This is a genomic window from Rhizobium sp. SRDI943, assembly GCF_057653695.1.
Window position 1 is genome coordinate 1968744 of sequence record NZ_CM172787.1, and the last position, 21508, is coordinate 1990251.

The window sequence follows — 21508 nt, forward strand, 5'->3', positions numbered from 1 at the left end:
GAGCACCGCTCACGAACGGCGTTTGACCACGCGCATGTTCATTTCCGAGCGAAGAGCGAAGCCCTGCGTTTCGTAGAGGGAAATGGCCGAGGTATTCGCCGCATAGGCATGCAGATAGGCCGTGTCGCCGGTGGATGCGATTTCGCCGGCGACGAAACGGAAGAGCAGGGTGCCGAGGCCGCGCCCCTGAAAATCGGCATGGGTGCAAAGCCCGCTAAGCTCGGCAAAGCCAGTCTGCCGCATCCGCTGCCCGGCCATCGCCACCAGGCGGCCCTCGCTTCTGATCCCCCAGAAGCTGCCGAGGCTCTGGGCTCGCAGGGTGAACGGCCCGGGTTTGGTCAGTGTCGCCAGCGCCAGCATGTCGGCGGCATCGGTCTCCGTCAGGGGCTCAATGCGCGGATCTGAAATCCTCTCATGGGGCCGCTCGGCCACCATCTGGACCACCGATGCCTCTGTGACGACGGCTAAGCCCGGTGGAATGGCGATCGGTCCCGCCTCGACGAGGATCATGCTCTCCTCCGGCGCCGGCAGCTCCTCCAGGGCGTCGAGGCTTTCCGGCGCATCGTCGGCGGACGCCGCAAAGGGGACGATGGACGGCGGGTACCGCCGTGCCTTCTCATTGCCTTCTGCGAGATCGGCATGTGCGGTTTCCAGCGCGCTCCAGATCGGCCGGTCGAGAATATGTTTCATCATGTTTCCTCCTTGACAGGGCTGCGGCGCGCAAGCGGTGCCACCGCAAGCCCGTCCTCGATAGCGGCCAGCTGTTCGAGGATCGGTCCGTCGAGATCGCCGCAGAGATCGGCAACAGCGGCGGCGATGCGTGGCCAGATCACCTTCTTCGAATGATCGACGAGGTCCTGTCCCTTGGCGGTCAGCGAGACCAGTCTGCGACGCTGATCGTCCGGTGCCGGTTGCATGTCGACGTAACCGAGTTCGAGAAGCTGGCCGGTGGTGCGCGTTGCGCCGGGCTGGGTGATGCCCACCGCCTGCGCAAGCTCGCCGATCGTCAGCGGTCCGGCCCGGTCGATCGCCGCAAGGAACGGATATTGGCCCGCCTGAATGCTGAGCCCGGCCTCGTCGATGACCTGCTGCGTATCGGCCTGCAGCCTTTCTCCGATGCGCCGCAGCCGGCTGCCCATACATAGAAACCCGAGCGTTCGGACCACATCCTCGACCATGCCGATCTCCATTTGTATGGGAAGTTATATAACATGTTATACATAAAATGGCAATTCTTCTGAGCAAAGGGCCGGCAGGCGAAGCCGGGGCAGGGCGGCACGAGCAAGTGCCTCGATCAGCCCCGCCATCTCCTGGCCATCAGCAACACCGCCAGCCCACAGCTGAGCAGGCCAAGGGACAATGGCAGACCCTGATGTCCGATCAGTTGCATCGCCAGTCCTGTCGCGGGCGATCCGACGATGCCGCCGATGCCCCATACCAAGGCGAAGGCGGCGTTACCGGCGATCAGGGCCTGGCCGGTGAAACGCTCGCCGAGCAGGATCAGCGACAGGGTGTAGATCCCGAACGAGACCCCGCCCCAGACGAAAAGCAGCGGCCAGATGAGCCACGAATTGAAGGCCGACGGCAGCAGCAGACAGCTGGCGAGGCAGGCCAGGACGCAGAAGAGCATCATCCGCGTCGAGCCGAACCGTTCGGCCAAGCGCCCGAGTAAAATCTGCAATACGGCATTGCCGGCGATGAAACAGGTGATGAGCGAAGCGATGCGCTCCTCGGCGCTGCCGAGTGCTGCGCCATAGACCGCGAAGAGGGAAAGCAGGATCTGCTCGAAGGCGGCAGCGGTAAAAACGGCAAACAACAGCAGTGGTGCTAGCGCGAAGAAGCGGCCCACCGTTGTTGCCTCGCCTTCACCAGGCATGTCGGGCAGGCGTGGGACGACCGCAAGTACGATCAGGCCGCAGAGAAGGAAGGCCGCAATGCCGATCGCGAAGGGCGGCCAACCCTCCGTGCCGGTGAGCCAGAGCGACAGCGGGCCGATGGCGAAGCCGCCCGAAACGATCGATGAATAGAGACCCATGATCCGGCCCCGGCGTGGCGCCGACGTGATCGAGATCAGCCAGGTTTCGCTGATCACGTAAAGCGGATTGGCGAAGACGCCGAGCAGGAAGCGCAGCGGCATCCAGGCCCAGACGTCCTGCGCCCAGGCAATCGTCATTAGAGCGAGCGCGGCCAGGATCGAACACAGGATCGCCAACCGCGCCCCACCCACGCGCCGTGAAAGCGCAGGAATGAAGGGCGCCGATAGGATGAAACCGAGCGGCGTCATCGCCGCCGACAAGCCGATCAGGCCTGATGTCGTCCCTTGCCGTTCCAGGATGAAGCTGAGCAGCGGATAGGTCAGCCCCTGCGCCACGGCAAACACCGTGACGGTCGCGATGATGCCCGCCATCGCGGCCCATGGGATCCGATCCACTCGCGGCGATGTCGTGCCGTGCAAGTGTCGATCCGACACGTCCGCCGACTCCACGCAGGAAATATCGTTCACAGCAACCTCCATAGGGTTGAAGGGCCGGGGGCCTTTCACCTGAAAGAGGACGAATTCTGCAGGATAGGGTGAGCGTCGTACTTAAGCTTTCCCAAAAAGTTCTCAAAAACGTCCAAACAGACTAATCAGGTCAGCATCGAATTCTCAAAAGTCCTCACCACAGCAATTTCAGCCGGACATCATCAGGACCATCAGTAAATGACCGCCTCACCTTCCTTTCTTGGCCTTCCCGATCGCCTCGCCGATGGTCGCTTGCCCCGAGCGGTGATCTTCGCAGCCGCTCACGGCAGCACCTATCCCGGCAAGGACGGCAGCGGCTATGTCTTGGCGGCCGGCGCCATCCGCGCTGCGAGCCAGGATGATGCCGCGCTCGTCGAGCACTGGGATTTCGATCTCGGCGGTCCGCTGTTTGACCACAATCCGGTCTGCTGCGTTGACGCTGGCGACGTTCCAACCATCCTTCATGACAATGCCGGCAATCGAGCCCGGATCGAGGCGAGGACGCGCGAGGTCCTGTCAATGCCCGCAGTGCCGATCCTGCTCGGCGGCGATTGTTCCGTGACCATTCCCTTCCTCGCTGGCTTTGCGGACCACGAGCCGGTCTGGATCCTCCAGATCGACGCCCATATCGACTGGCGCGACGAGGTGCATGGCGAGCGCCACGGCTATTCGAGCCCGATGCGTCGGGCGAGCGAGATGCCGCATATCGCCGGCATGGTCCAGGTCGGCCTCCGCAGCGTCGGCAGCGCACGCCTCGCCGACATCGAAGCGGCGCGGGCCTACGGCAGCCGCTTCGTGACCGCCCGCGAGATTCATGCCGAGGGGGCCAAAGCCGCTCTCCGGCATATTCCGGAAGGAGCGCGGGTCGTCGTCACCCTCGACTGCGACAGCCTCGATCCCGGCATCATGCCGGGCGTGGTGGCGCGTACGCCCGGCGGCCTCACCTACACTGAGGTGATCGACCTGATCGCGGGCCTCGGCAGGCGGGCCAGAATCGCAGGATTCGACCTTGTCGAGCTCTATCCTCCTGCCGACATTGACGGCCTGTCGGCCCTGACCGCCGCACGCCTTCTGCTCAATGCGGTCGGCGCCATCGTCCGGCAAGATTGAAACCCTGTTTCCTCTGGCAGCAACCAGTGCATGGTGCGGTGCGTTTTCGCTTCTAAAGCAATTCCAGGAAAAGTGCGAAGCGGTTTTCCGTCCGGAATTGCGTAAAAACAAAAAGCTAGAGCGGCCCTGCGCTTCCATTAAAAGCTGAACCGCTCTAGGCGACCTTGCCCAGACGAGGCTCCGTCCCGGCCAGTAGCCGCCGAATGTTGGTGCGATGGCGGGCAATCACGTAAATGCCGCCTGCGATCACCAGCAGACGATAGGGCAGCGGTTGTTCCAAGCCGCAGACGAGAGCGATGGCCGTCAATGCTGCCAGTATCGAACTCAGGGAAACAATCCGGAAGGCCGCCAACGTAACGCCGAAAACCGCCACAGCGCCCAAACCTACGGGCCATGACATCGCCAGCAACACGCCGAGCCCCGTGGCAACCGACTTGCCTCCCGTAAAGTTGAGCCAGACCGAACGGCCATGCCCCAACAACACGGCAAGTCCTGCGAGGCAAACAGCCCAAGGCTCTAGGCTTTGCAGGTCAAGCGCTGTCGGTGGCGTGCCCGATGAGACTGTCGAGAACCAAGGGTAAAACCAGCGGGCAAAGACGACTGCTCCCACACCTTTCAAGATGTCGACCAGAAGCACCACAAATGCAGGCCATTTGCCGAGCGTTCGCAATACATTCGTTGCCCCGGTGGATTTAGAGCCATGCTCCCGGATATCGATGCCCCTGATCAGTTTGCCCGCCAGATAGCCCGAGGGTGTGGAACCGAGGAGATAGGCGATCGTCAATCCAACTGCACCCGCCATCCAGAAAGCCATGGGAGTCACCTCGACGCTCTATTTTCAGGCAGTCATTATTTGGTCGTCACCGCAATCGGCCATTGGAACACGATTTACACTGATCGCGTCCTCGATGCCACGCGGCCTAAGCGGGCGAACAGTTCCATCCAAGCTTTAATGACTCTAGGATGCGCCTTATGCAGGGATCGCGTTTTGCCTTTGGACCATTCGTGCTTGATCCGGCTGCGGGAACGCTTCTTCGGAACGATGATCCCGTTGCCGTCGGCCACCGCGGGGTCAAGCTGCTTGCAGCGCTTGTCGGACGACCCGGCGAAATCTTGGGCAAGGCCGAGTTGATGGACGCGGCGTGGCCGGGCATATCAGTCGAGGAGGGCAACCTGACTGTCCAGATTGCGCAGCTGCGCAAGCTGCTTGGTCCGGCCGCGAACGGCGGTGAATGGATCTCCACGGTTCCGCGCATCGGCTACCGCTTCATAGGCGCCATCAACCAGCTTGGCGGCGTGAAGCGAAAAGCTATGCCGCTGCCTGACAAACCATCGATAGCGGTGCTGCCATTTGTCAATATCAGCAACGATCCCGAGCAGGAATCCTTCGCCGACGGGCTGACGGAAGACCTGATCACCGACTTGTCCAGAATGCCGGGCCTGTTCGTCATCGCCCGCAACTCGGCCTTCGCCTACAAGGGAAAGGCGAGGGACGTAGGCGAGATCGCCGAGGAGCTCGGCGTACGCTACCTGGTGGAGGGAAGCGCAAGACGCGTAGCAGGGCACGTGCGCGTCAACGCCAAGCTGGTCGATGCGGCAAGTGGCGATCATCTATGGGCGGAACGCTTCGATCGCAGCCTCGACGATATCTTTGCCGTTCAGGACGAGGTCACCGGCAAGATCGTCGAAGCGCTGCTCGGGCGGCTGCGCGCACCGCCATCGCGCAATCGGCCCAAAAATCTCGAGGCTTACGATCTCTGCGTGCGGGCGCGCAGGCTGATGGATGATACGCCGCAGGCGGCGCGGGAAGCGCATCTGATGCTGACGCGCGCGATTTCCCTCGATCCCGACTATGCCGAGGCCTATCGCTGGCTTGCCATGAACCACTGGATGGGAGAGGTTCATTCCGGCGGACCAACGCAACCCACCCGCAGCCTTGCTTTGGAGCTGGCACGCAAAGCGGTCGCGATCGATCCCAATGATGCCGGCTGCCGTTGGATTTTGGCTTACTTGCTTGCCTATGAGCGCAGCTTTGCCGAAGCGGATGCGGAATTCGCCAAGGCGATCGAGCTCGACCCGAACGAGGCCGACACCTTTGCAGCACTATCCGACATTGCCGTCCTGGCCGGGCGGGTCCGGGAGGGCCTTGAGCATATCGCCAAGGCCTTCCGGCTGAACCCGTTTCCGGCAAGTTGGTACTATCTGACGCTCGGGCAGGCGCACTATGCCGCCGGCCAATACGAAGCCGCTGTTGAGACGCTGCGCAGCGACGAGACCTATCGCACGAGCTCACGCCGTTTCCTGGCGGCAAGTCTTGCCCAACTTGGCCGGCTCGACGAGGCTCGCGCCGAGGCCGAACTGTTCCTCGTCGCCAACCCGCATTTTTCAACCCGCCACTGGGCTGCGACCGAGCCATTCCGCGACGCTCGGACGCTTGAGCATTTCATTGACGGCTACCGCAAGGCCGGTCTTCCGGAGTGATGCTACCGCGCCTCATAGACGGCCCCGGCTTAGATGGTGCCGGGCCGCGCGGAGGTGGTGAATTGGCTCGCGGAAGACAAAAAATCCTCTTCGGCGGTGGGGAGTTTTCCGTTTGGCGTCAGGTCGTCGACCGCTTTGGGAAGATCGCGCTTCAGTCGCCCCAGAATCTCTTGATGCGAAAGGCCGGTATTGGCGGCGATCTCGTTCAGAACATCCGGGCCCAGTGCTTCCGCGAGCTGGCCGTCATCGATATCCGCATTCGGACCGGGCTTTACCCACGACTCCGCCGTGTCACCATGACCATTCTGCTGAAACGTCTTCAGCAGATCGCCGAGACCGCCGCTGACGATACTGCCGGATGTCAGTCCGCCGAGAAGGCCGCCGAGACCACCCGAACCGGCCAGTCCGCCAAGAAGGCCGCCTAGCCCGCCGGGCTGCGGGTTTCCCTCATCACCCGGCTGAGGGTTCTGGATGCCCCGCAGAAGCTCTCCGATCTTGTCTCTGTTTTGGTAGCCGGCAACGGCAAGGACGGCGAGAAGCGCTTTCAATTGACCGCTCATCATGATGAATCCTCCTATGGTGCTCCAACGTGCACGCGACCCAAGGCAGAGCGCTGCATGGGCAGCAATGTCCAGAGTGGCCAAAGGTTCCGCCGGTTTGAAAACAAGGCCGCGCGGGCCGCATTCCTTCGACAATCTCGAAGGCTCGACCGCCCACCTCAATTGCTCACGCCGCGGTCAGATTTCCGGGCAGCCTCGCCGGTTTGCGAAGGTCATTCGTTCCGGTCCGCGGCGCGTCATTCCCTGCACAACAATACTGCGGGGAGACATGCGTACGATCTGCGCCCTGCGAAGTCCTTCGCTGCGTGCGATGTCGAGAGCATCATCCGGATCGCATCCGCGCGGTCCGCGCCGATCATATCCGTCATATCGGTCACGATCGCGATTCCGATCGTAAACGCCGACGCCACCGGGGCCGACCCGCAACTCCAAGTCCTGCGCGGCCGCGATCGTCGGCGAGATTGTCAAGCCGCTTATCGCAGCCAAGCCGACCAGTACGCACTGAAGAGATTTCCGCATGAGTTCCTCCCATGATCCTATGTTTGTCGTAATGACAACATCGCCATGCGAGATTTGTTCCTTGAGGTAAGAGGGCTCGGTGCGGACGCCGAACGTGTCGTTCGTCTCATCGAAGGCGCGTCGCATGAATCCGATTCGATGCGGCGCGCTTTAAAGATCATTCGTTTCAAACAGCCATGTTCGACGCTGCCGACATCACTTCCCAAGGGGCGGGACCGCCGAACATATGGCGACCGTCCTCCTCGACTTCCGTGAAACACCAGCGCACGACGCCATCCCGATCGAGCAGGAATTCGCCGACGAGTTGGCCGTGGCCGGTGGCGATCATCTGCTTGTCATCCTCGGTGATTTCATAGCCGTCCGCCTTGTCGAGGAATTCCGACGCCGCCATCGGGTCCATAGGCGCTGGAAGCTCGCCCGGCATGTCGATGCGCATCGACATCACCATGTTCATGCTGACTTTGCGCGGCCACTCATTCTCATCTTCGGTGAACTGAAGATTCGGCAGGCCGAAGGCCCTGTGCGATACCCGTTCCGGGTCCGAGGCCGCCAGCAAATTGGGAAGCGGATGGTAGCGGAAATAGAGGCGAGCGCGGTCGATCGGCGTGTTGACGATGGTCAGGCTGTCGATGCCTTTCTCCTGCAAGGCATCGGTGAGTTCAGCCATGGCGGCGATCTGCCGGCGACAGAAGGGGCAATGCAATCCGCGGAACAACCCGACGAGCACCGGCTTCTGGCCGCGAAAATCGTCGATGGCGACCTTGCCCTGGCGGGTGATCGCATCCAGCACCACGTTCGGCGCGCGATCTCCCGGCTGCAATGGTCTTGCGGCGTGGTTCTCCTGCATGTTTCGTTCCTCCCTTTATCTTCTTGACTCGATTTGCCTAATCGATCTCCGGCGATCACTGCAACGATGACAAGTCAGTCGAGAAACGGCAGGACGACGAGCGTGCCTGGATCGAGGTTGTGGCGGATGCACACATCCTGTGCCAGCGTGAAATACCGTTCCGCCTCGTCCATGTCGTCATGCTCAAGGCTGAGTGTCGCCAATCCATCATAGCACGGAAAGAGCAGTTGCGGTTCATCGATTTCCTTCGCAACCTCAAGGGCTTCTTCGTAATACTTACGAGCTAGCTTTGGCTGCCCGTGGCATTGATGAATTTGGCCCAGCACGATCAGCGGCACGGAGAGATGGTCGCGCTGATCGAGCGCCCGGTCGATTTCGACGGCCTTTTCCGCAGCCGGTACACCCTCAGCGGCGCAGCGATCGGTGAAGGTGCAGCAGGCAACTGCGAGGTTGGCGAGAAGCCGCGCCTGGAAGCCGAGATCGCCGATACGGGTCGCAAGCTCCAATCCGCGCCGGCAGATCTTGATGGCGTTGGCTGGATCAACAATCGTGTAGAGAACGCCGAGATTGGAATAGGCGCGACAGGCAGCACTTTGCAGATCGGCTTTTTCGGCGACCGAGAGGCTGCGCTCCACTTCCTGCACGGCCTCGCGGCGACGTCCTAGCCGCGCAAAGGCCGCACCCTTGGTGTTCAGCGCCTCCGCCATCGCTCGCGCTGTCTCCCGTCCGGCCTCGGTCGTCCCGTCGATCGGCAGCGTTTGCAGGCATTGAAGTGCCTGCGTCGCCCACTCGGCGGCAGCGGCCTGATCCCCCATGCGGAAGGCCAGATGGCCACGCTCCTGCAGGACATGTGCACGTTCGACCGGCGCATCGATTGTCGCGATTATCGCTTCGGCTTCGGCCAAATATGTCTCCGCTTGATCGCGGCGTCCTGCATCGAGATGCAAACGGCCGACCTTGCGCAATATCCTCGCTGCGGCAATAGGGTCGTCTTTGGTGCGGTGGATCGCAAGCGCCCGCTGATAATGGTTCAAGGCGGCGTCGCGCAGGCCGGCGGGGCCGCAGAGATCGGCAAGGCGCTCCAAGAGCGCCAGTTGTTCCGGTGTCACCTCCGCCTCGTTTGCGAAGGCCGCAAGGGCCTGACGGTAGAGGCGCATTGCATCGTCATTGGCGTAGGCCTTGCGCGCCAGATCACCCGCCGCCATCAGATAGGTGGCCCCTTTGGCCTTTTCGGTGGTCAGGCTGAAGTGATGGCCGAGCTGCGCCAGGTGCTCGGGCCGATCGGGCGCTGCGCCATATTGACGTTCCAGAGCCCGGCCGATGCGTTGATGAAGCTCCATGCGCCGTTGCAGCAGGAGATTATGGTAGATGACGTCGTGCATCAGTGTCTGGCTGAAGCGATATCCCGGCGATCCGCCGGCATCGGGCCCGCGCAATTCCTCGATGATATTGGCATCGCAGAGATGATCCAATGCGGCATCGATGGCGGCTGGGTCGGTGGCGATGGTGCGGAGCAGGGCGGTATCGAACTTCGGGCCGACCACCGCCGCCTCTTGCGCCAGCCGTCTGATGTCCTGCGGCAGACGATCGACGCGGGCAAGCAACAGGGCTTGCAGGTTCACCGGGATATCGACGTCCGTGTCTTCCGCTGCGACATGCCAGCGCTGGCCGTCATTGTGCAACGTGCCCATGTCGATCAGCGCCCGAAGGATTTCTTCGATGAAAAGCGGATTGCCGCCGGCGCGGTCGAGGATACGCTTGCGCATCGTGACCGGCAACTTGCCTTGATCCTCGCCGAAAAACGCAGCAAGCAGCTTCTGCCCGTCGGCCGCAAACAGTGGTGCAAGACGCTGCACGGTGACGCTGACACGATTGGAGTCCAGTGGGTCGGTCTGCGATGTCGGCCGGTAGACCGCCAGCAGCATCAACCGGCTGCGCTCCAGCCGGTCCATCATGAAGCGAAGCACTTCCAGTGAGGCGGCATCCGCCCAGTGCAGATCCTCGATGACAAGCAGCAGGGGACCTTGCGCCAGCCGCCGCTCGAAGACGGTGCGGACGCCATAGAAGATCTGCCGCCGCAACTGCTCCGGCTCGATGTACCGCAAAGCGCCATCGGGATCGCCGAGACCGAGGACATGCAGAAAGAGCGGCAAAAGTCCCTCGACCTCCTCCTGCGTCAGATCGAGCGCGCGGAACCCCGTTGCCAGCAGTTGCCGCGCCCTGTCGAGATCGTCCCGCTCGCCGATGCCGTAGGCGCTACGCACGACCGCGCCGAGCGTGCCATAGGATTGTTCGCCGAGCGGAGAGCAGGTCGCTTTGCGGATGGCGAGGCCCTGGAAACGAGCGGCATTGCCGGCGATTGCGACGAATTCGTTGACCAGCCGAGACTTGCCGATGCCGGCTTCGCCGATCAGCCGGACAAGCTGCGCCGCACCGCCGCAGGCAAGGTCGAGGCATGTCAGCAACCGCGACATTTCCGTATCCCGTCCGATCATCGGTGCCTGAAGGCCGAGACTTTCGAGCCCGCGCGCCGTATGCGGCGCTTCCGACAGCCCTGTCAGCCGGTGGACAAGGACGTTGCCGCTTTTACCCCGCAAGGTCTGCGCGCCAAGACTGTCGAAGGCAAAGGCATGGCGGGTGAGGCGATAGGTCAGCGGCCCGACGAGGATATCGTTTTCGCCGGCCATGGATTGCAGGCGTTGAGCGGTGTTCACCGTGTCGCCGGTCACCGAATAGGATTTTGTACTGACCGCGCCGAAGCCGCCGGTGACGACGGGACCGCTATTGATACCGATATGCAGGCGGAGCGGCACGCCGGCGCGGGCGTGCCAGCGCTCGCCGACCTCAGTGGCCCGACCGATCATATCGAGTGCGGCCCCGAGCGCCCGGACCGGATCGTCCTCATGAGCGACCGGCGCGCCGAACAGCGCCAGCAGCGCATCGCCGACGAACTTGTCGACGAAGCCGCCATAAGCCTCGACCGCCTGGGTCATCTCTTCGAACAATTCGTTCTGCAGTACCCGCATGACTTCAGGGTCGATCTGCTCGCTCAGAGTCGTGAAGCCGCAGAGATCGGCAAAGAGCACGGTCACCGGCCGCCGGTCGGCATCGCCCTCTGATTGAGGTAGCGCCTCGATCTTCGGCTTCGATGCGGGTTGGACGTTGCCCGAAATCGACGCGCCACAGCTGGGGCAGAAGGCAAAATCGGGCTGACAAGCATTGCCGCAGGCGGCGCAGGTGATCGGTTGCTTTGCGCCGCATCGCGGACAGAAAGCAAAACCGCTCTGAATATCGAACCCGCAGCCGCTGCACTCCATCGGACGCATCTCACGAAACCCCGATGTACGGCTATTTCAGCCGCAACCAGCAGGCCTCAGACAGGGGACAAGCATGAACCTGCTGCCCCAGGCCCGCAAGTACTAAACAAGTGGCGGATCTGGCGACAGCTTCGGTAGCTTGAGAACGGTGATCTGCGGGCTGCAGCATCGCACGGCTTGCTTTTGGCGTGTTCGAACCGGCCGCTACTGCCGATCGGTGCCGGCGAGCCTCGCGACCCGGCAGTGAAGGAGCACCGGCCGGTCCGTGTCGATCATCTCTTCGATCCTGGCGTCGAGTTCGGTAGGGCTCTCGCAACGAAGGCCGACGGCGCCATAGGCTTCCGCGAGCTTGGTGAAATCGGGCAGTGAGGCCGAATAGGAGCGCGATCGACCACTGCCATCCGGCACTTGACCCCATTCTCGCGCCATGCCCGGATGCTCATCGCTCAAGATGAAGATCTTGATCGGCGCTTGATGCTGTATCGCCGTCGACAGCTCTTTCATCGTCGTTTGCACCGAAGCGTCGCCGGCAATGTCGATGACAAGGCGCCCAGGATTTGCGAGCTGCGCGCCCAGCGCGGCAGGAAGACCGAAGCCCATCGCCCCCAATCCACCTGACGTAATCCAGCGATTGGGTTTGTCGAAGCCGAAGAACTGCGCCACCCACATCTGCTGACCGATCTCCGTGGCGATGATGGGGTCGTGCGGCTTTGTCAGCGCATGCAGACGCTCCAGGGCATGTTGCGGCATGATTGCGTGGTCCAGCCGCTCGTAGGAAAACGACTGGTGGGCTCGCCAATGATCGATCTGCAACCACCACGCCCGCAACCGCTTCTGGTCGGGGACGGTGGAAAGCGACCGCCAGGCATGGATCATGTCCGCCAGCACATGCGCGGCGTCGCCCTGAATGCCGATGTCGACAAGAACGCGTTTGTTGATCGACGAGGCATCGATATCGATCTGGATCTTCTTCGAGTGAGGCGAAAACTCATGCACGCGCGAGATCGCAAGGTCGTCAAACCGCGCGCCGATGGCGATCATCAGGTCGCAGTCGGCAATTGCCATATTGGCTTCATGCGATCCGTCCTGTCCGGCGACCCGCAGCCAGTTCGGCCCGGTGGCGGGGTAGGCTCCAAGCCCCATGATGGTGGACGTTACGGGAAAGCCGGTTAGGTCGACGAACTCGCGCAACAATCGCGATGCCTCCGGTCCGGCGTTGATGATGCCGCCGCCGATATAGATGATGGGGCGTCGGGCTTCGGCCATCAATGCGACAGCCGACCGGATCGCGTTCTGATCGCCTTGCATTGCCGGCTGGTAGCTCGGCAGCGGACCTACCTTGTCAGGTGAGACGTAGATGCCGCTGGCAAACAGCACGTCCTTTGGCATGTCGACGAGAACAGGGCCGGGCCGACCGGCCGCCGCGATCCGGAAAGCCAGATGGATCGTTTTGGCCAGATCGTCGATGTGTTGGACCAGGAAATTGTGCTTTGTGCAGGGGCGGGTGATGCCGACCGTATCGCATTCCTGAAAAGCGTCCGTGCCGATCAGACTTGTCGGCACCTGGCCCGCGAGGCAGACGAGGGGAACGGAGTCCATAAGGGCATCCTGCAGCGCCGTGACCGCATTTGTAACGCCTGGTCCTGATGTCACCAGCATGACGCCGACTTTTCCCGTCGAGCGGGCATAGCCTTCGGCTGCGTGTCCGGCGCCTTGCTCATGGCGCACCAGGAAATGTTTGATGTCCTCCTGTTGGAAGATTTCGTCATAGATCGGCAGCACCGCGGCGCCTGGATAGCCGAAAATGTGTTCGACACCGTTGTCGCGCAGCGCTTGCAGAACGATCTCGCCGCCGTTCATGCGACGATCAGAGGGGTTGTTTAGAGAAGAGTTGGCTGTCTCGCCGGTCATATCTGAGTTCCGTCGTGAGTGGGGTGATGGTGCGACGGGGCATAAAAAAAGGCCCCGTCAGGGACCTGTTTTCCGCGCATGGGTGGCTATTGCCGGACGATCAGGCCGTCCTGCCCATGCGCGATATCACCACTACGAGAACCATTGCGATTTTCATGGGCGATAGAGCTAGCTCCAAATCTACACGTCGTCAACGGCGTCTCTGCGTAGATTGTATCTGTGGTTGAGAATACTGGATCGGTTGGTTGATCAGTGACGAGGCAAGGGCAGGGGGCAACCCGTTCGCAACCTATCGACAAGGCAAACTCTGCCCGTACGATCGCCACTAAGCGATTTCGACCACGTCTTCCAGTGCGCCCCGGTCAGGGTTTCCGAGCTAGCCGCTGGCGTCGGTCCCGGCGCGAACCCAAGTTCTATGAAGAGGTATGTGCGCCATCGAGGATCTGCCGCGCCTCGGCCCGCGGCGCGGCGACGGAATGACGCTTAACGAGCGAGCATTCGAGCTTCGCAATGGGATAGCGCTTGCCGGGCGTACTTTCCGGGTTGAGATGTTCGATCGCCCATTGCCCCATGGCAAGATGCGGAAGGACCGAAGTCGTCAGCGGCGGTACGAGATGTCGTGAAATTTCTTCGTCGTCATAACCCACCACCGACATGTCCTGGGGAATGCGAAGCCCTGCATCCTTGAGCGCTTCGTAGCACCCGATGGCAGTCCGGTCGTTCTGGCAGAAGATCGCGGTGGGCGGCTCTTTCAGAGCAAGCAGTTTCATCGTGGCGGCATAGCCGGCACCGGCCGACCAGTCGCCCTCAATAACCAACTCCGGATCGAAGGGTATATCGGCGGTCGCGAGCGCGCGGCGATATCCCGTCAGCCGGTCCTGCGCAGCCTGCATCCAGGTTTCGCCGGTGATCGTCGCGATGCGATGGTGCCCGTGCATGATCAGATGCCGGGTGGAGCTCTGGCCTCCGGCGATCTCGCTCGGCACCACGGCGGGAAAGGCATGGTCCGCCGTATAACAGTTCAGCAGGACCGTCGGTATGTTGAGCTCGCAGACATAGGAGGGAAGCTCTACCTGGCGGGTATAGATTGTCATATAAATGAGCGCCGATATGCCTCCGCTCGTCAAAGCCTCGATGGCCTTCGGCTCCATGACCGGATCACTGAGCGTCTGGGCTACCAAAAGGACATTGCCGGCGTTCCAGGAGGCTTGCCGCGCGCCTTCGATCGCAACGATCGCTTCCGGGCTGGTGGCGAGTTGATCGACGGCGAAACCGATGATGTTGTCCAGTCCCGAATAAGAGGCCTTCGTCGCATAGGTCTTCTCCATGTAGCCGAGCGCACGCGCCGCCTCCCATACGCGATCGCGCGTCTGCTGGGAGATACGGGTGCCGGGCGTGTCGTTGAGGACGAAGGAGACGGCCGCCTGCGAGCAGCCAGCCGCCGCGGCGATGTCCATCATCGTCACGCGCACAGGCTTATTCCTCTTTTGGGTCTTGGGTTTTCGCATTCGTGGAAACTGTCTCTGCTTCAGATAATGGGGGTAGGGTGATTGATTGTCGTTTTCTGATAATAATATTAGCATCTATCTGAAAGCGTTGGCAATTGCATGAATTGATTCAACACCACCGGTTATTGGCAGCTTCCAGTACGAAATTGCAGCCCTGACCACTGGGCGATGAAATGTTTGGATCTGCATTGATAGTACTATTTACTAATTAAAATTCTTGTATACCGTCAGGGAGCGATCGGAACCTATGCCACTCGTCGTTTTGCGACGGCCCTGGGAGGGGGCGCATCCGGCCGGCCGTAAATCGGAAACGGGCCCGTGCAACTGCGGCCCCTCGGGAGGTGTATTATGAAACAGCTGAAACGCAATGCAGCCTTGTTTTTCACCGGGTTGATGCTGAGCGCGGCGCCGATTGCCGTATCGCATGCTGCCGATAAACCGACACTTGCATTCGTCGTCAACGGCGCATCCGACTTCTGGAAAGCCGCAGAGGCGGGCGTGAAGAAGGCGCAGGGCGAGATGCCAGACTACCAGATGGAGCTGAAGTACCCTGAGCAGGCATCTGTCGCCGTTCAGCAACGCCTTATGGAAGACTTGGTCAGTGCCGGCGTCAAGGGGGTCATGGTCTCCGCGGTCGATCCCAAGACCCAGACGGACGGCTTGAACAAGATCGGCTCGCAGACTGCTCTCTTCACGACCGATAGTGACGCGCCGCAGACCAACCGCGTCGCCTATATCGGCTCGTCGAATATCGACGCCGGCATGCAGGCGGCCGAAATCGCCAAGAAAGCGATGCCTGACGGCGGCAAATGCATCGGCTTCGTCGGCCTGCTGGGCGCCGATAATGCCAAAGAACGTATCCAGGGCATGAAGGACGGCCTGAAGGGCACGAAGATCGAGCTGACAGATGTCCGCGGCGACGATATCGACCAGACGCGCGCAAAGAAGAATGTCGAGGACGCGCTGGTGGCCAGCCCCGACGTCACCTGCATGGTCGGCTTCTACTCCTACAATACGCCGCGCATCTATGAGGCGCTGCGTGACGCCGGCAAACTCGGCCAGATCACCGTCGTCGGCTTTGATGACGATCCGATCACGCTCGGCGGCGTCAAGGAAGGCACGATCGCAGCGACCGTCGTGCAGCAGCCGTTCGAATGGGCCTATCAGGGTATGAAGCTGATGGCGGCCTACCTCAAGGGCGACAAATCAGGCGTTCCCAGCAACGGCTTGATCATCATCCCGACGGTGATCATCGGCAAGGATGACGTTGACAAGTATGCCGCCAGCCTGAAGGCTATGTCTGGAAAATAACTCTCCTTCGCGGCGGCGGCACTTGCCGCTGCCGCGACAGACGTGTCATGCCGACACAGCATTAGTTGCCATGGACAGGCGATGAACCACAGCTCCGACATCCCGTCACCGGACCCGCTTGCAACGCCGTTCCTTTCGCTTTCCGGCGTTGGCAAGACCTATCCGGGCGTCGTTGCGCTTGAGGGCCTGTCGATCGACATCATGCCAGGAGAGGTCATCGGCCTCGTCGGCGAGAACGGAGCTGGAAAATCGACGCTGATGAAGATTCTTGGCGGCGTGATCGCACCAGACCGAGGCACGATCCTGCTCGACGGCACGGAGCTTCGTTTCCTCACCGTGGAATCGAGCATCGCATCCGGCATCGCCTTCGTGCACCAAGAACTCAATCTCTTTGAGAATCTCGACGTTGCTGCCAATATCTTCCTGGGCCGCGAACCGCTGAAGGCGGGACCTTTCAAGCTCGTCGATCGCGATCGACTGCGAGACATGGTGAAGCCGCTCTTGAAGCGGGTAGGGGCGCATTTTTCCGCCGACACGCCCGTGGCATCGCTTTCCCTTGCCGAGCAGCAGATGGTGGAGATCGCCAAGGCGCTGTCCATCAACGCCAGGCTCGTCATCTTCGACGAACCCACGTCCAGCCTGCCGCTGGCCGAAACCGAGCGGCTCCTGAGCATCATCAAATCGCTGAAAGCCGATGGCATCAGTGTAATTTTCATCTCGCATCGCCTTCACGAGGTTGAGCGGGTGGCAGACCGGGTCGTAGTCCTACGCGACGGCACGCTTGTGGGCACGCTCGCCAAGAAAGACATCGGCCACGACCAGATGGTCAAGCTGATGATCGGCCGGGTGCTTGCGGCCCGGACCGCAAAACCGCAGCGCTCGCCCGGCTCGGTTGCGCTGAAGGCAAGCGGCGTGCGCACCGAGGCCTATCCCGCCCGTCCCGTTGATCTGGAAATCCGGTATGGAGAAATCATGGGGCTTGCAGGGCTCGTTGGGTCGGGCCGCACCGAGCTTGCAAAAGTACTCTTCGGCATCGACCGGAGCTACGGCGGAGCCATTCTGCAGGACGGGCGGCAAATTGCGGTCAGTTCTGCCCGGGACGCCGTCGCTCGTGGCATTTTCCTGGTACCGGAGGATCGCAAGCGCAACGGCATACTTCTTGATTTCCCGATCGCCCAGAACATAACTCTTGCCGATCTCCCCAAGCTCTCCAGCCGCTTCATGCTTTCTGCCGAGCGGGAGAGGGCGGCCGCCGAAAAGCAGCGCGTTCGCCTTGGTATCAAGGCGCCCTCCGTTTCGACGCGAACCGGCACTCTGTCCGGCGGCAACCAGCAGAAGGTGGTGCTTGCCAAATGGTTGTCGATGAACCCGAAGGTGATGATCTTCGACGAGCCGACACGCGGCATCGATATCGGCGCGAAGAACGAGATCTACGGCCTGATGCGAGCGCTTGCCGATGCCGGAGTGGCGATCCTGATGATATCAAGCGACATGGAAGAGGTGATCGGGGTTTCCGACCGCATCGCCGTCATGCACGAGGGCCAGATCGCAGGCATATTGGAAGAGGACGAAATCAGCCAGGAAAGCGTCCTTTTGCTTGCTGTCGGCAAAAGGGTAAAATAGCGGCTGCGGCCCATATAAATAAGTATCGGGGATGAATCGCGAATGGTCAAAAAAGATCTCGGACTGCTGCTTTTGATCGTCGTCGTCGGCATTGTCGTCGCCATCATCAATCCGCGCTTCCTGCTGCCGATCAACCTGGCCAACACCGCCAACTTGATCGGCCTGTTCGGCATCCTGTCGATCGGTCAAGCCTTTGTCATCATTACAGGCGGTATCGAGCTTTCCGTGGGCTCGCTCGTAGCACTTCTCGGTGTGCTGTTCGTCGATTTCATCGCGGTCCAGGATATGTCATGGATGCTGGCGCTGCCGTTCATTCTCGCGCTCGGCGCGGTCATAGGCGCCGTCCACGGCTGGCTGATCACCCGGCTCAACCTGCAGCCCTTCGTCGTCACCCTCTGCGGCCTCCTGATCTATCGTGGGGCAGCGCGCTTCTATACGGCCGACGGAACGGCGGGCTTTGCTTTCGGCCAAAATTTCCCTGACCTCGAATTCCTGACCGCCGGACGGTTTTACGGCGTTCCCAACACCTTCATCGCACTCGTCATCATTGCCGTGGTCATGTGGATCATGCTGCATCGCTCTGTCTTCGGACGTTATCTTTACGCGATCGGGAAGAACGAGGAGGCGGCCCGCTATTCCGGTATCCGTACCGGCCGCATGATCATGTCGGCCTATGTCATTTGCGGGCTGCTGACGGCGCTATCGGCAATTTATTTCGCCATGTACACGCGCTCGATCTCGCCGGCGAGCCATGGCCAGTTCTACGAACTCTACGCGATTGCCGCTGCCGTACTCGGCGGCTTTTCGCTCCGCGGCGGCGAGGGGTCGATCGTCGGCGTCGTGCTGGGCACGGTCCTGCTCCAGGAGTTGCAGAATCTCGTGAATCTACTGGGTATACCCTCGTCGTTGAATTTCGCTGTCATGGGTGGCGTCATCCTCATCGGCGTCCTGATCGACCAACAATGGCACGCGATCCGTGCAAAGCGCCGCCTTGTCTTTGCTGCCCGGCAGACCGAAACCCGTCTTTCGAACGAAGGCAGTTTGCCAGTGGTTGCCAATCAGGACTAGGTCAGTGGATGGGGCCATGCGTGTCGTGATCTTGCCCCGTTGAGACAATCCGTTTCAGGAGGGCAGCATCCGGCCATTCGCCAACGAGCGATCTTGCGGCGTTCATCCATATCGATCTGGGAGTAGGTGCGCTTCATGTCTCGTTCCTTGCAGGGATAAACCGTTGTTATCTATTGCAAGTCGCACTTCATCCTTGAACCCACCCCGGCTACATACATTGTCAAAGCTGAATAGCGCTGCGACTTCGCCAGCCAGTTAGAAACGCGACACTAGCACCGTCGGTCAGCCCCCGATCCGGCCGGCTGGGCCGGGTTGAAAGGGCGGAGCGGGGGCGGGTGATGACACTTCCTTCGGCTTTAGCTTTCTCACTGGCAATTGTTCTTTTGTCGCTCGATACTCGCTGGCACTTGCATGGCGCAGGATGGGGATCAAAGCCGCACGATGCTTCCGGAAATCAACCTGCAGGGGCACGTCGATGTCGCCGCGCTGTCACCACTTCTTCGCGGCATGCTTCTTTCGGTTGCCTATGCTGACGGTGAGGGTGGCATAGGATTGACTGCGACCGGCGCCATGAACCGCAAGTTCGTGCATTGGGCCGCTGTGCACTTCCTCTGGCCAAGCTTCACAGCCGAAGACCTCTACAGCATGAACAAGGTGCTCAATGAAAGCGACATGCCGCCGCTTTGGGTCGTGCGCGACATGGCCCGTCATCTGAAACTTCTTCGCCGAAAAAAGGACGTGCTGCTGCCAACCAAACGCGGCCGGGAGTTTTTGGTGGACCCGCAAGCCTTCTTTGATCTGGTCGCCACGGATTATCTCTATTCGTATGTCCACGCCACCGAGCGGGAAGAGGAGGTCCGAGCGCGGTTACGCTGGTGGCGCATGTTCCTCAATCTTCTCAATATCAAGGCCAGAGAAGGTTGCACACCAATGGAGGTTGTGAAGATCCTCTATCCAGACCTGGCGCCTCTGTCGGACACCGAAATAACCCTGGAAGCCTGGGAGTTGAAATCCGATCTCCAGTACGGCGTCTTTCGACGCTTATGCTGGCTCGGCTTGCTCTATGAGGCACGAGAGGGGCTCACTCTTCTCCAGGACGGATCCTTCCACAAGACGCCACTTTGGGCAGCCTGCCTGCAGTTGGAATCGGATACGCAAAGCGACATCGGCGTGCACTGACGAACTTCATTCCGCTGGCTGCCTCATCAACGCCTTCTGCCTTTTGGCAATCACCTCCGGATCATTCATGAAGTCCGTCCGCCGGCCAGGCTTGCGGCCACGCTTCTGATAACCATTGCCCTGGCTGCCATCGGGAATACCGAACATATGATCCGTCTGGCCGGTGCGGCGAGGGCCGCTCTTGCTGCGCTGCTGTTCCCGCCCAGCCTGCAGCTCGGCGACGATGGAAAGCATGTCGTCGAGACGCTTGTTCTCGACAACCTCTGCCCGGTGGACCGACCGCAATGTATCGAAGGTTCTGTAGGGCAGGGTGAAGCTCTCGTGCATGATCTCGAGGCGGCCGTCCGGGTAGTCGCAGACAACGACCTTCTTACCCGCCAATGGCCTGGAAATCTCGGTCGGATCGAGAATGAACAAGACCTTGTCGTAACGGAGCGTCAGCGACTGCGACAGTGTGCGGACTTCCTTCCGGCACATGGCGCCATCGAGATTCTCATGGTCGGCCAGCGGTCGGTGCATGTCCTTCGGATTGCGCGGTTGCTTGCCGAACCGCGAATTGAAATCCGCAATGAACTCAGGCGCATAGGCATTGGCAGCTTCGATCGTATCGATGCCGCGAAGCCGCATCTCCTTCACCAGCCGATCCTGCAATGTCTGGTTGGCGCGTTCCACACGGCCCTTGGCTTGCGGAGTGTTGGCACAGATAATGTCGATGTTCAGCTCATAAAGCGCACGACCAAACTGCGTCAGGCCGCTCGTCCGGTCTTTCTCTGACGCATGCGTGCTACGGAAAACCCCATGTTTGTCGCTGTAGAACGCGAGAGGTTTGCCCCATTGCTGCAAATACGCCTTAGTCGCATGCAGATAGTCGAACGTGTTCTCTGATCCGGCGAACCGCAGGTGCAGCAGCTTGCCGGTCGCATCGTCGATATAGACGAGCAGGGCGCATTTGGGGCCGCGGTTCTCGAACCACCAGTGATGCGAACCATCGATCTGCACCAGTTCGCCAAAGCAGTCGCGCCGGCCGCGTGGCTGGAAAACCCGTTTCTTGCGTTCCCGGCGCGAGATCCAGATGCCGGCCTCGGTCATCCATTGCCGCAGCGTCTCCTTAGCAACAGAGATCCGGTGCAGCTCGATCAGCTTCTCGCGAGCCAGCGTCGGGCCGAAATCCAGATAGTGCTCGCGGATCAGATCCAGCGCTGCATTGCGAAACTCCTCGCTGTGGCGCCGGTTGCTCGGCTGCGATCGTTTCTTGGAAACGAGGCCGGCTGGACCATCCCGGTCATAGGCCTGCAGCAACCGATGGACCTGACTTCGACTGAGCCCGAGCAGTTCGGCAGCCTGGACAACGCTCAGGCGTAGGTCACGGATCTTCTGGATGACTTCAAGGCGATGCAACTCTTTCTGCGACATGGTGATCATAAAGGACATGACGACTCCGACCGCTCATGGTCTTGACCAGGCTGAAGATCGTCATCCTTGCTCCCAACGTTGGCTTTGACCAGTGCGTCGAGAGGCGAGACTGTCGCATCTCTAACTGGCCCAACTGTCGCATTACTAAATAGCCCTTA

At 60.9% G+C, this 21508-nt stretch carries 17 protein-coding genes and 1 pseudogene; 6 read left to right on the forward strand and 12 right to left on the reverse strand.

Annotation, left to right across the window (positions count from 1 at the left end):
* Window positions 1–9: 9 nt before the first annotated feature.
* The 3 genes from AC245Y_RS10340 to AC245Y_RS10350 form a co-directional block, all read right to left on the reverse strand.
* Window positions 10–690 carry a GNAT family N-acetyltransferase gene (locus tag AC245Y_RS10340; protein WP_017994078.1) on the reverse strand — a complete coding sequence of 227 codons (681 nt, stop codon included), beginning with the start codon at window positions 688–690 and terminating at the stop codon, window positions 10–12.
* The gene (locus tag AC245Y_RS10345; RefSeq protein ID WP_012757463.1) at window positions 690–1178 is read right to left on the reverse strand and encodes a MarR family winged helix-turn-helix transcriptional regulator; all 489 of its coding nucleotides are present in this window, start codon (window positions 1176–1178) and stop codon (window positions 690–692) included. The genes AC245Y_RS10340 and AC245Y_RS10345 overlap by 1 nt, the downstream gene beginning before the upstream one ends.
* A 116-nt stretch (window positions 1179–1294) precedes the next feature.
* A complete protein-coding gene (locus tag AC245Y_RS10350) occupies window positions 1295–2515 on the reverse strand; it encodes an MFS transporter (protein WP_017994079.1) in 1221 nt (406 codons plus the stop codon).
* A 186-nt stretch (window positions 2516–2701) separates the two neighbouring features.
* Here AC245Y_RS10350 and AC245Y_RS10355 point away from each other — a divergent pair, with 186 nt between their 5' ends.
* A complete protein-coding gene (locus tag AC245Y_RS10355; RefSeq protein ID WP_017994080.1) occupies window positions 2702–3613 on the forward strand; it encodes an agmatinase in 912 nt (303 codons plus the stop codon).
* A 154-nt stretch (window positions 3614–3767) separates the two neighbouring features.
* On the opposite strand, the gene plsY is transcribed toward AC245Y_RS10355, so the two are convergent.
* Window positions 3768–4427, reverse strand: a complete 660-nt coding sequence (gene plsY, locus AC245Y_RS10360) for a glycerol-3-phosphate 1-O-acyltransferase PlsY (protein ID WP_017994081.1) — start codon at window positions 4425–4427, stop codon at window positions 3768–3770.
* A gap of 158 nt (window positions 4428–4585) precedes the next feature.
* On the opposite strand from plsY, the gene AC245Y_RS10365 reads away from it, so the two are divergent.
* Entirely contained in the window at window positions 4586–6094 is a 1509-nt protein-coding gene (locus AC245Y_RS10365; protein ID WP_017994082.1) for a winged helix-turn-helix domain-containing tetratricopeptide repeat protein, read from the forward strand.
* Window positions 6095–6123: 29 nt separating this feature from the next.
* On the opposite strand, the gene AC245Y_RS10370 is transcribed toward AC245Y_RS10365, so the two are convergent.
* The 6 genes from AC245Y_RS10370 to AC245Y_RS10395 all read right to left on the reverse strand — a co-directional run bounded on the left by AC245Y_RS10370 (window position 6124) and on the right by AC245Y_RS10395 (window position 14756).
* On the reverse strand, window positions 6124–6657 hold the full coding sequence (locus tag AC245Y_RS10370) for a YidB family protein (RefSeq protein WP_012757468.1): 534 nt from the start codon (window positions 6655–6657) through the stop codon (window positions 6124–6126).
* A 174-nt stretch (window positions 6658–6831) separates the two neighbouring features.
* Window positions 6832–7173, reverse strand: coding sequence for a hypothetical protein (locus AC245Y_RS10375; RefSeq protein WP_026157352.1), 342 nt, complete (start codon window positions 7171–7173; stop codon window positions 6832–6834).
* A gap of 166 nt (window positions 7174–7339) precedes the next feature.
* Window positions 7340–8020, reverse strand: a complete 681-nt coding sequence (locus tag AC245Y_RS10380) for a peroxiredoxin-like family protein (RefSeq protein WP_017994083.1) — start codon at window positions 8018–8020, stop codon at window positions 7340–7342.
* 74 nt (window positions 8021–8094) lie between these two features.
* Complete coding sequence (locus AC245Y_RS10385; RefSeq protein ID WP_026157353.1) at window positions 8095–11337, reverse strand: adenylate/guanylate cyclase domain-containing protein; 3243 nt, start codon at window positions 11335–11337, stop codon at window positions 8095–8097.
* 204 nt (window positions 11338–11541) lie between these two features.
* Window positions 11542–13248 carry a biosynthetic-type acetolactate synthase large subunit gene (gene ilvB / locus AC245Y_RS10390; RefSeq protein ID WP_017994085.1) on the reverse strand — a complete coding sequence of 569 codons (1707 nt, stop codon included), beginning with the start codon at window positions 13246–13248 and terminating at the stop codon, window positions 11542–11544.
* A gap of 413 nt (window positions 13249–13661) precedes the next feature.
* Entirely contained in the window at window positions 13662–14756 is a 1095-nt protein-coding gene (locus tag AC245Y_RS10395) for a LacI family DNA-binding transcriptional regulator (protein WP_017994086.1), read from the reverse strand.
* Window positions 14757–15104: 348 nt separating this feature from the next.
* Here AC245Y_RS10395 and AC245Y_RS10400 point away from each other — a divergent pair, with 348 nt between their 5' ends.
* From AC245Y_RS10400 to AC245Y_RS10410, 3 genes are all read left to right on the forward strand, one after another.
* Complete coding sequence (locus tag AC245Y_RS10400) at window positions 15105–16067, forward strand: sugar-binding protein (RefSeq protein ID WP_017994087.1); 963 nt, start codon at window positions 15105–15107, stop codon at window positions 16065–16067.
* An 81-nt stretch (window positions 16068–16148) separates the two neighbouring features.
* On the forward strand, window positions 16149–17690 hold the full coding sequence (locus AC245Y_RS10405; RefSeq protein ID WP_017994088.1) for a sugar ABC transporter ATP-binding protein: 1542 nt from the start codon (window positions 16149–16151) through the stop codon (window positions 17688–17690).
* A gap of 42 nt (window positions 17691–17732) precedes the next feature.
* The gene (locus AC245Y_RS10410; RefSeq protein WP_012760104.1) at window positions 17733–18758 is read left to right on the forward strand and encodes an ABC transporter permease; all 1026 of its coding nucleotides are present in this window, start codon (window positions 17733–17735) and stop codon (window positions 18756–18758) included.
* Window positions 18759–18826: 68 nt separating this feature from the next.
* Here AC245Y_RS10410 and AC245Y_RS10415 read toward each other — a convergent pair.
* Window positions 18827–18895, reverse strand: a pseudogene (locus AC245Y_RS10415) (integrase catalytic region); the annotation flags it as partial.
* Window positions 18896–19199: 304 nt separating this feature from the next.
* Here AC245Y_RS10415 and AC245Y_RS10420 point away from each other — a divergent pair.
* Entirely contained in the window at window positions 19200–19937 is a 738-nt protein-coding gene (locus AC245Y_RS10420) for a hypothetical protein (protein WP_026157354.1), read from the forward strand.
* 6 nt (window positions 19938–19943) lie between these two features.
* Here the strand turns inward: AC245Y_RS10420 and AC245Y_RS10425 are convergent, their stop codons facing one another.
* Complete coding sequence (locus AC245Y_RS10425; protein ID WP_012755595.1) at window positions 19944–21368, reverse strand: ISNCY family transposase; 1425 nt, start codon at window positions 21366–21368, stop codon at window positions 19944–19946.
* Between the last annotated feature and the right edge of the window lie 140 nt (window positions 21369–21508).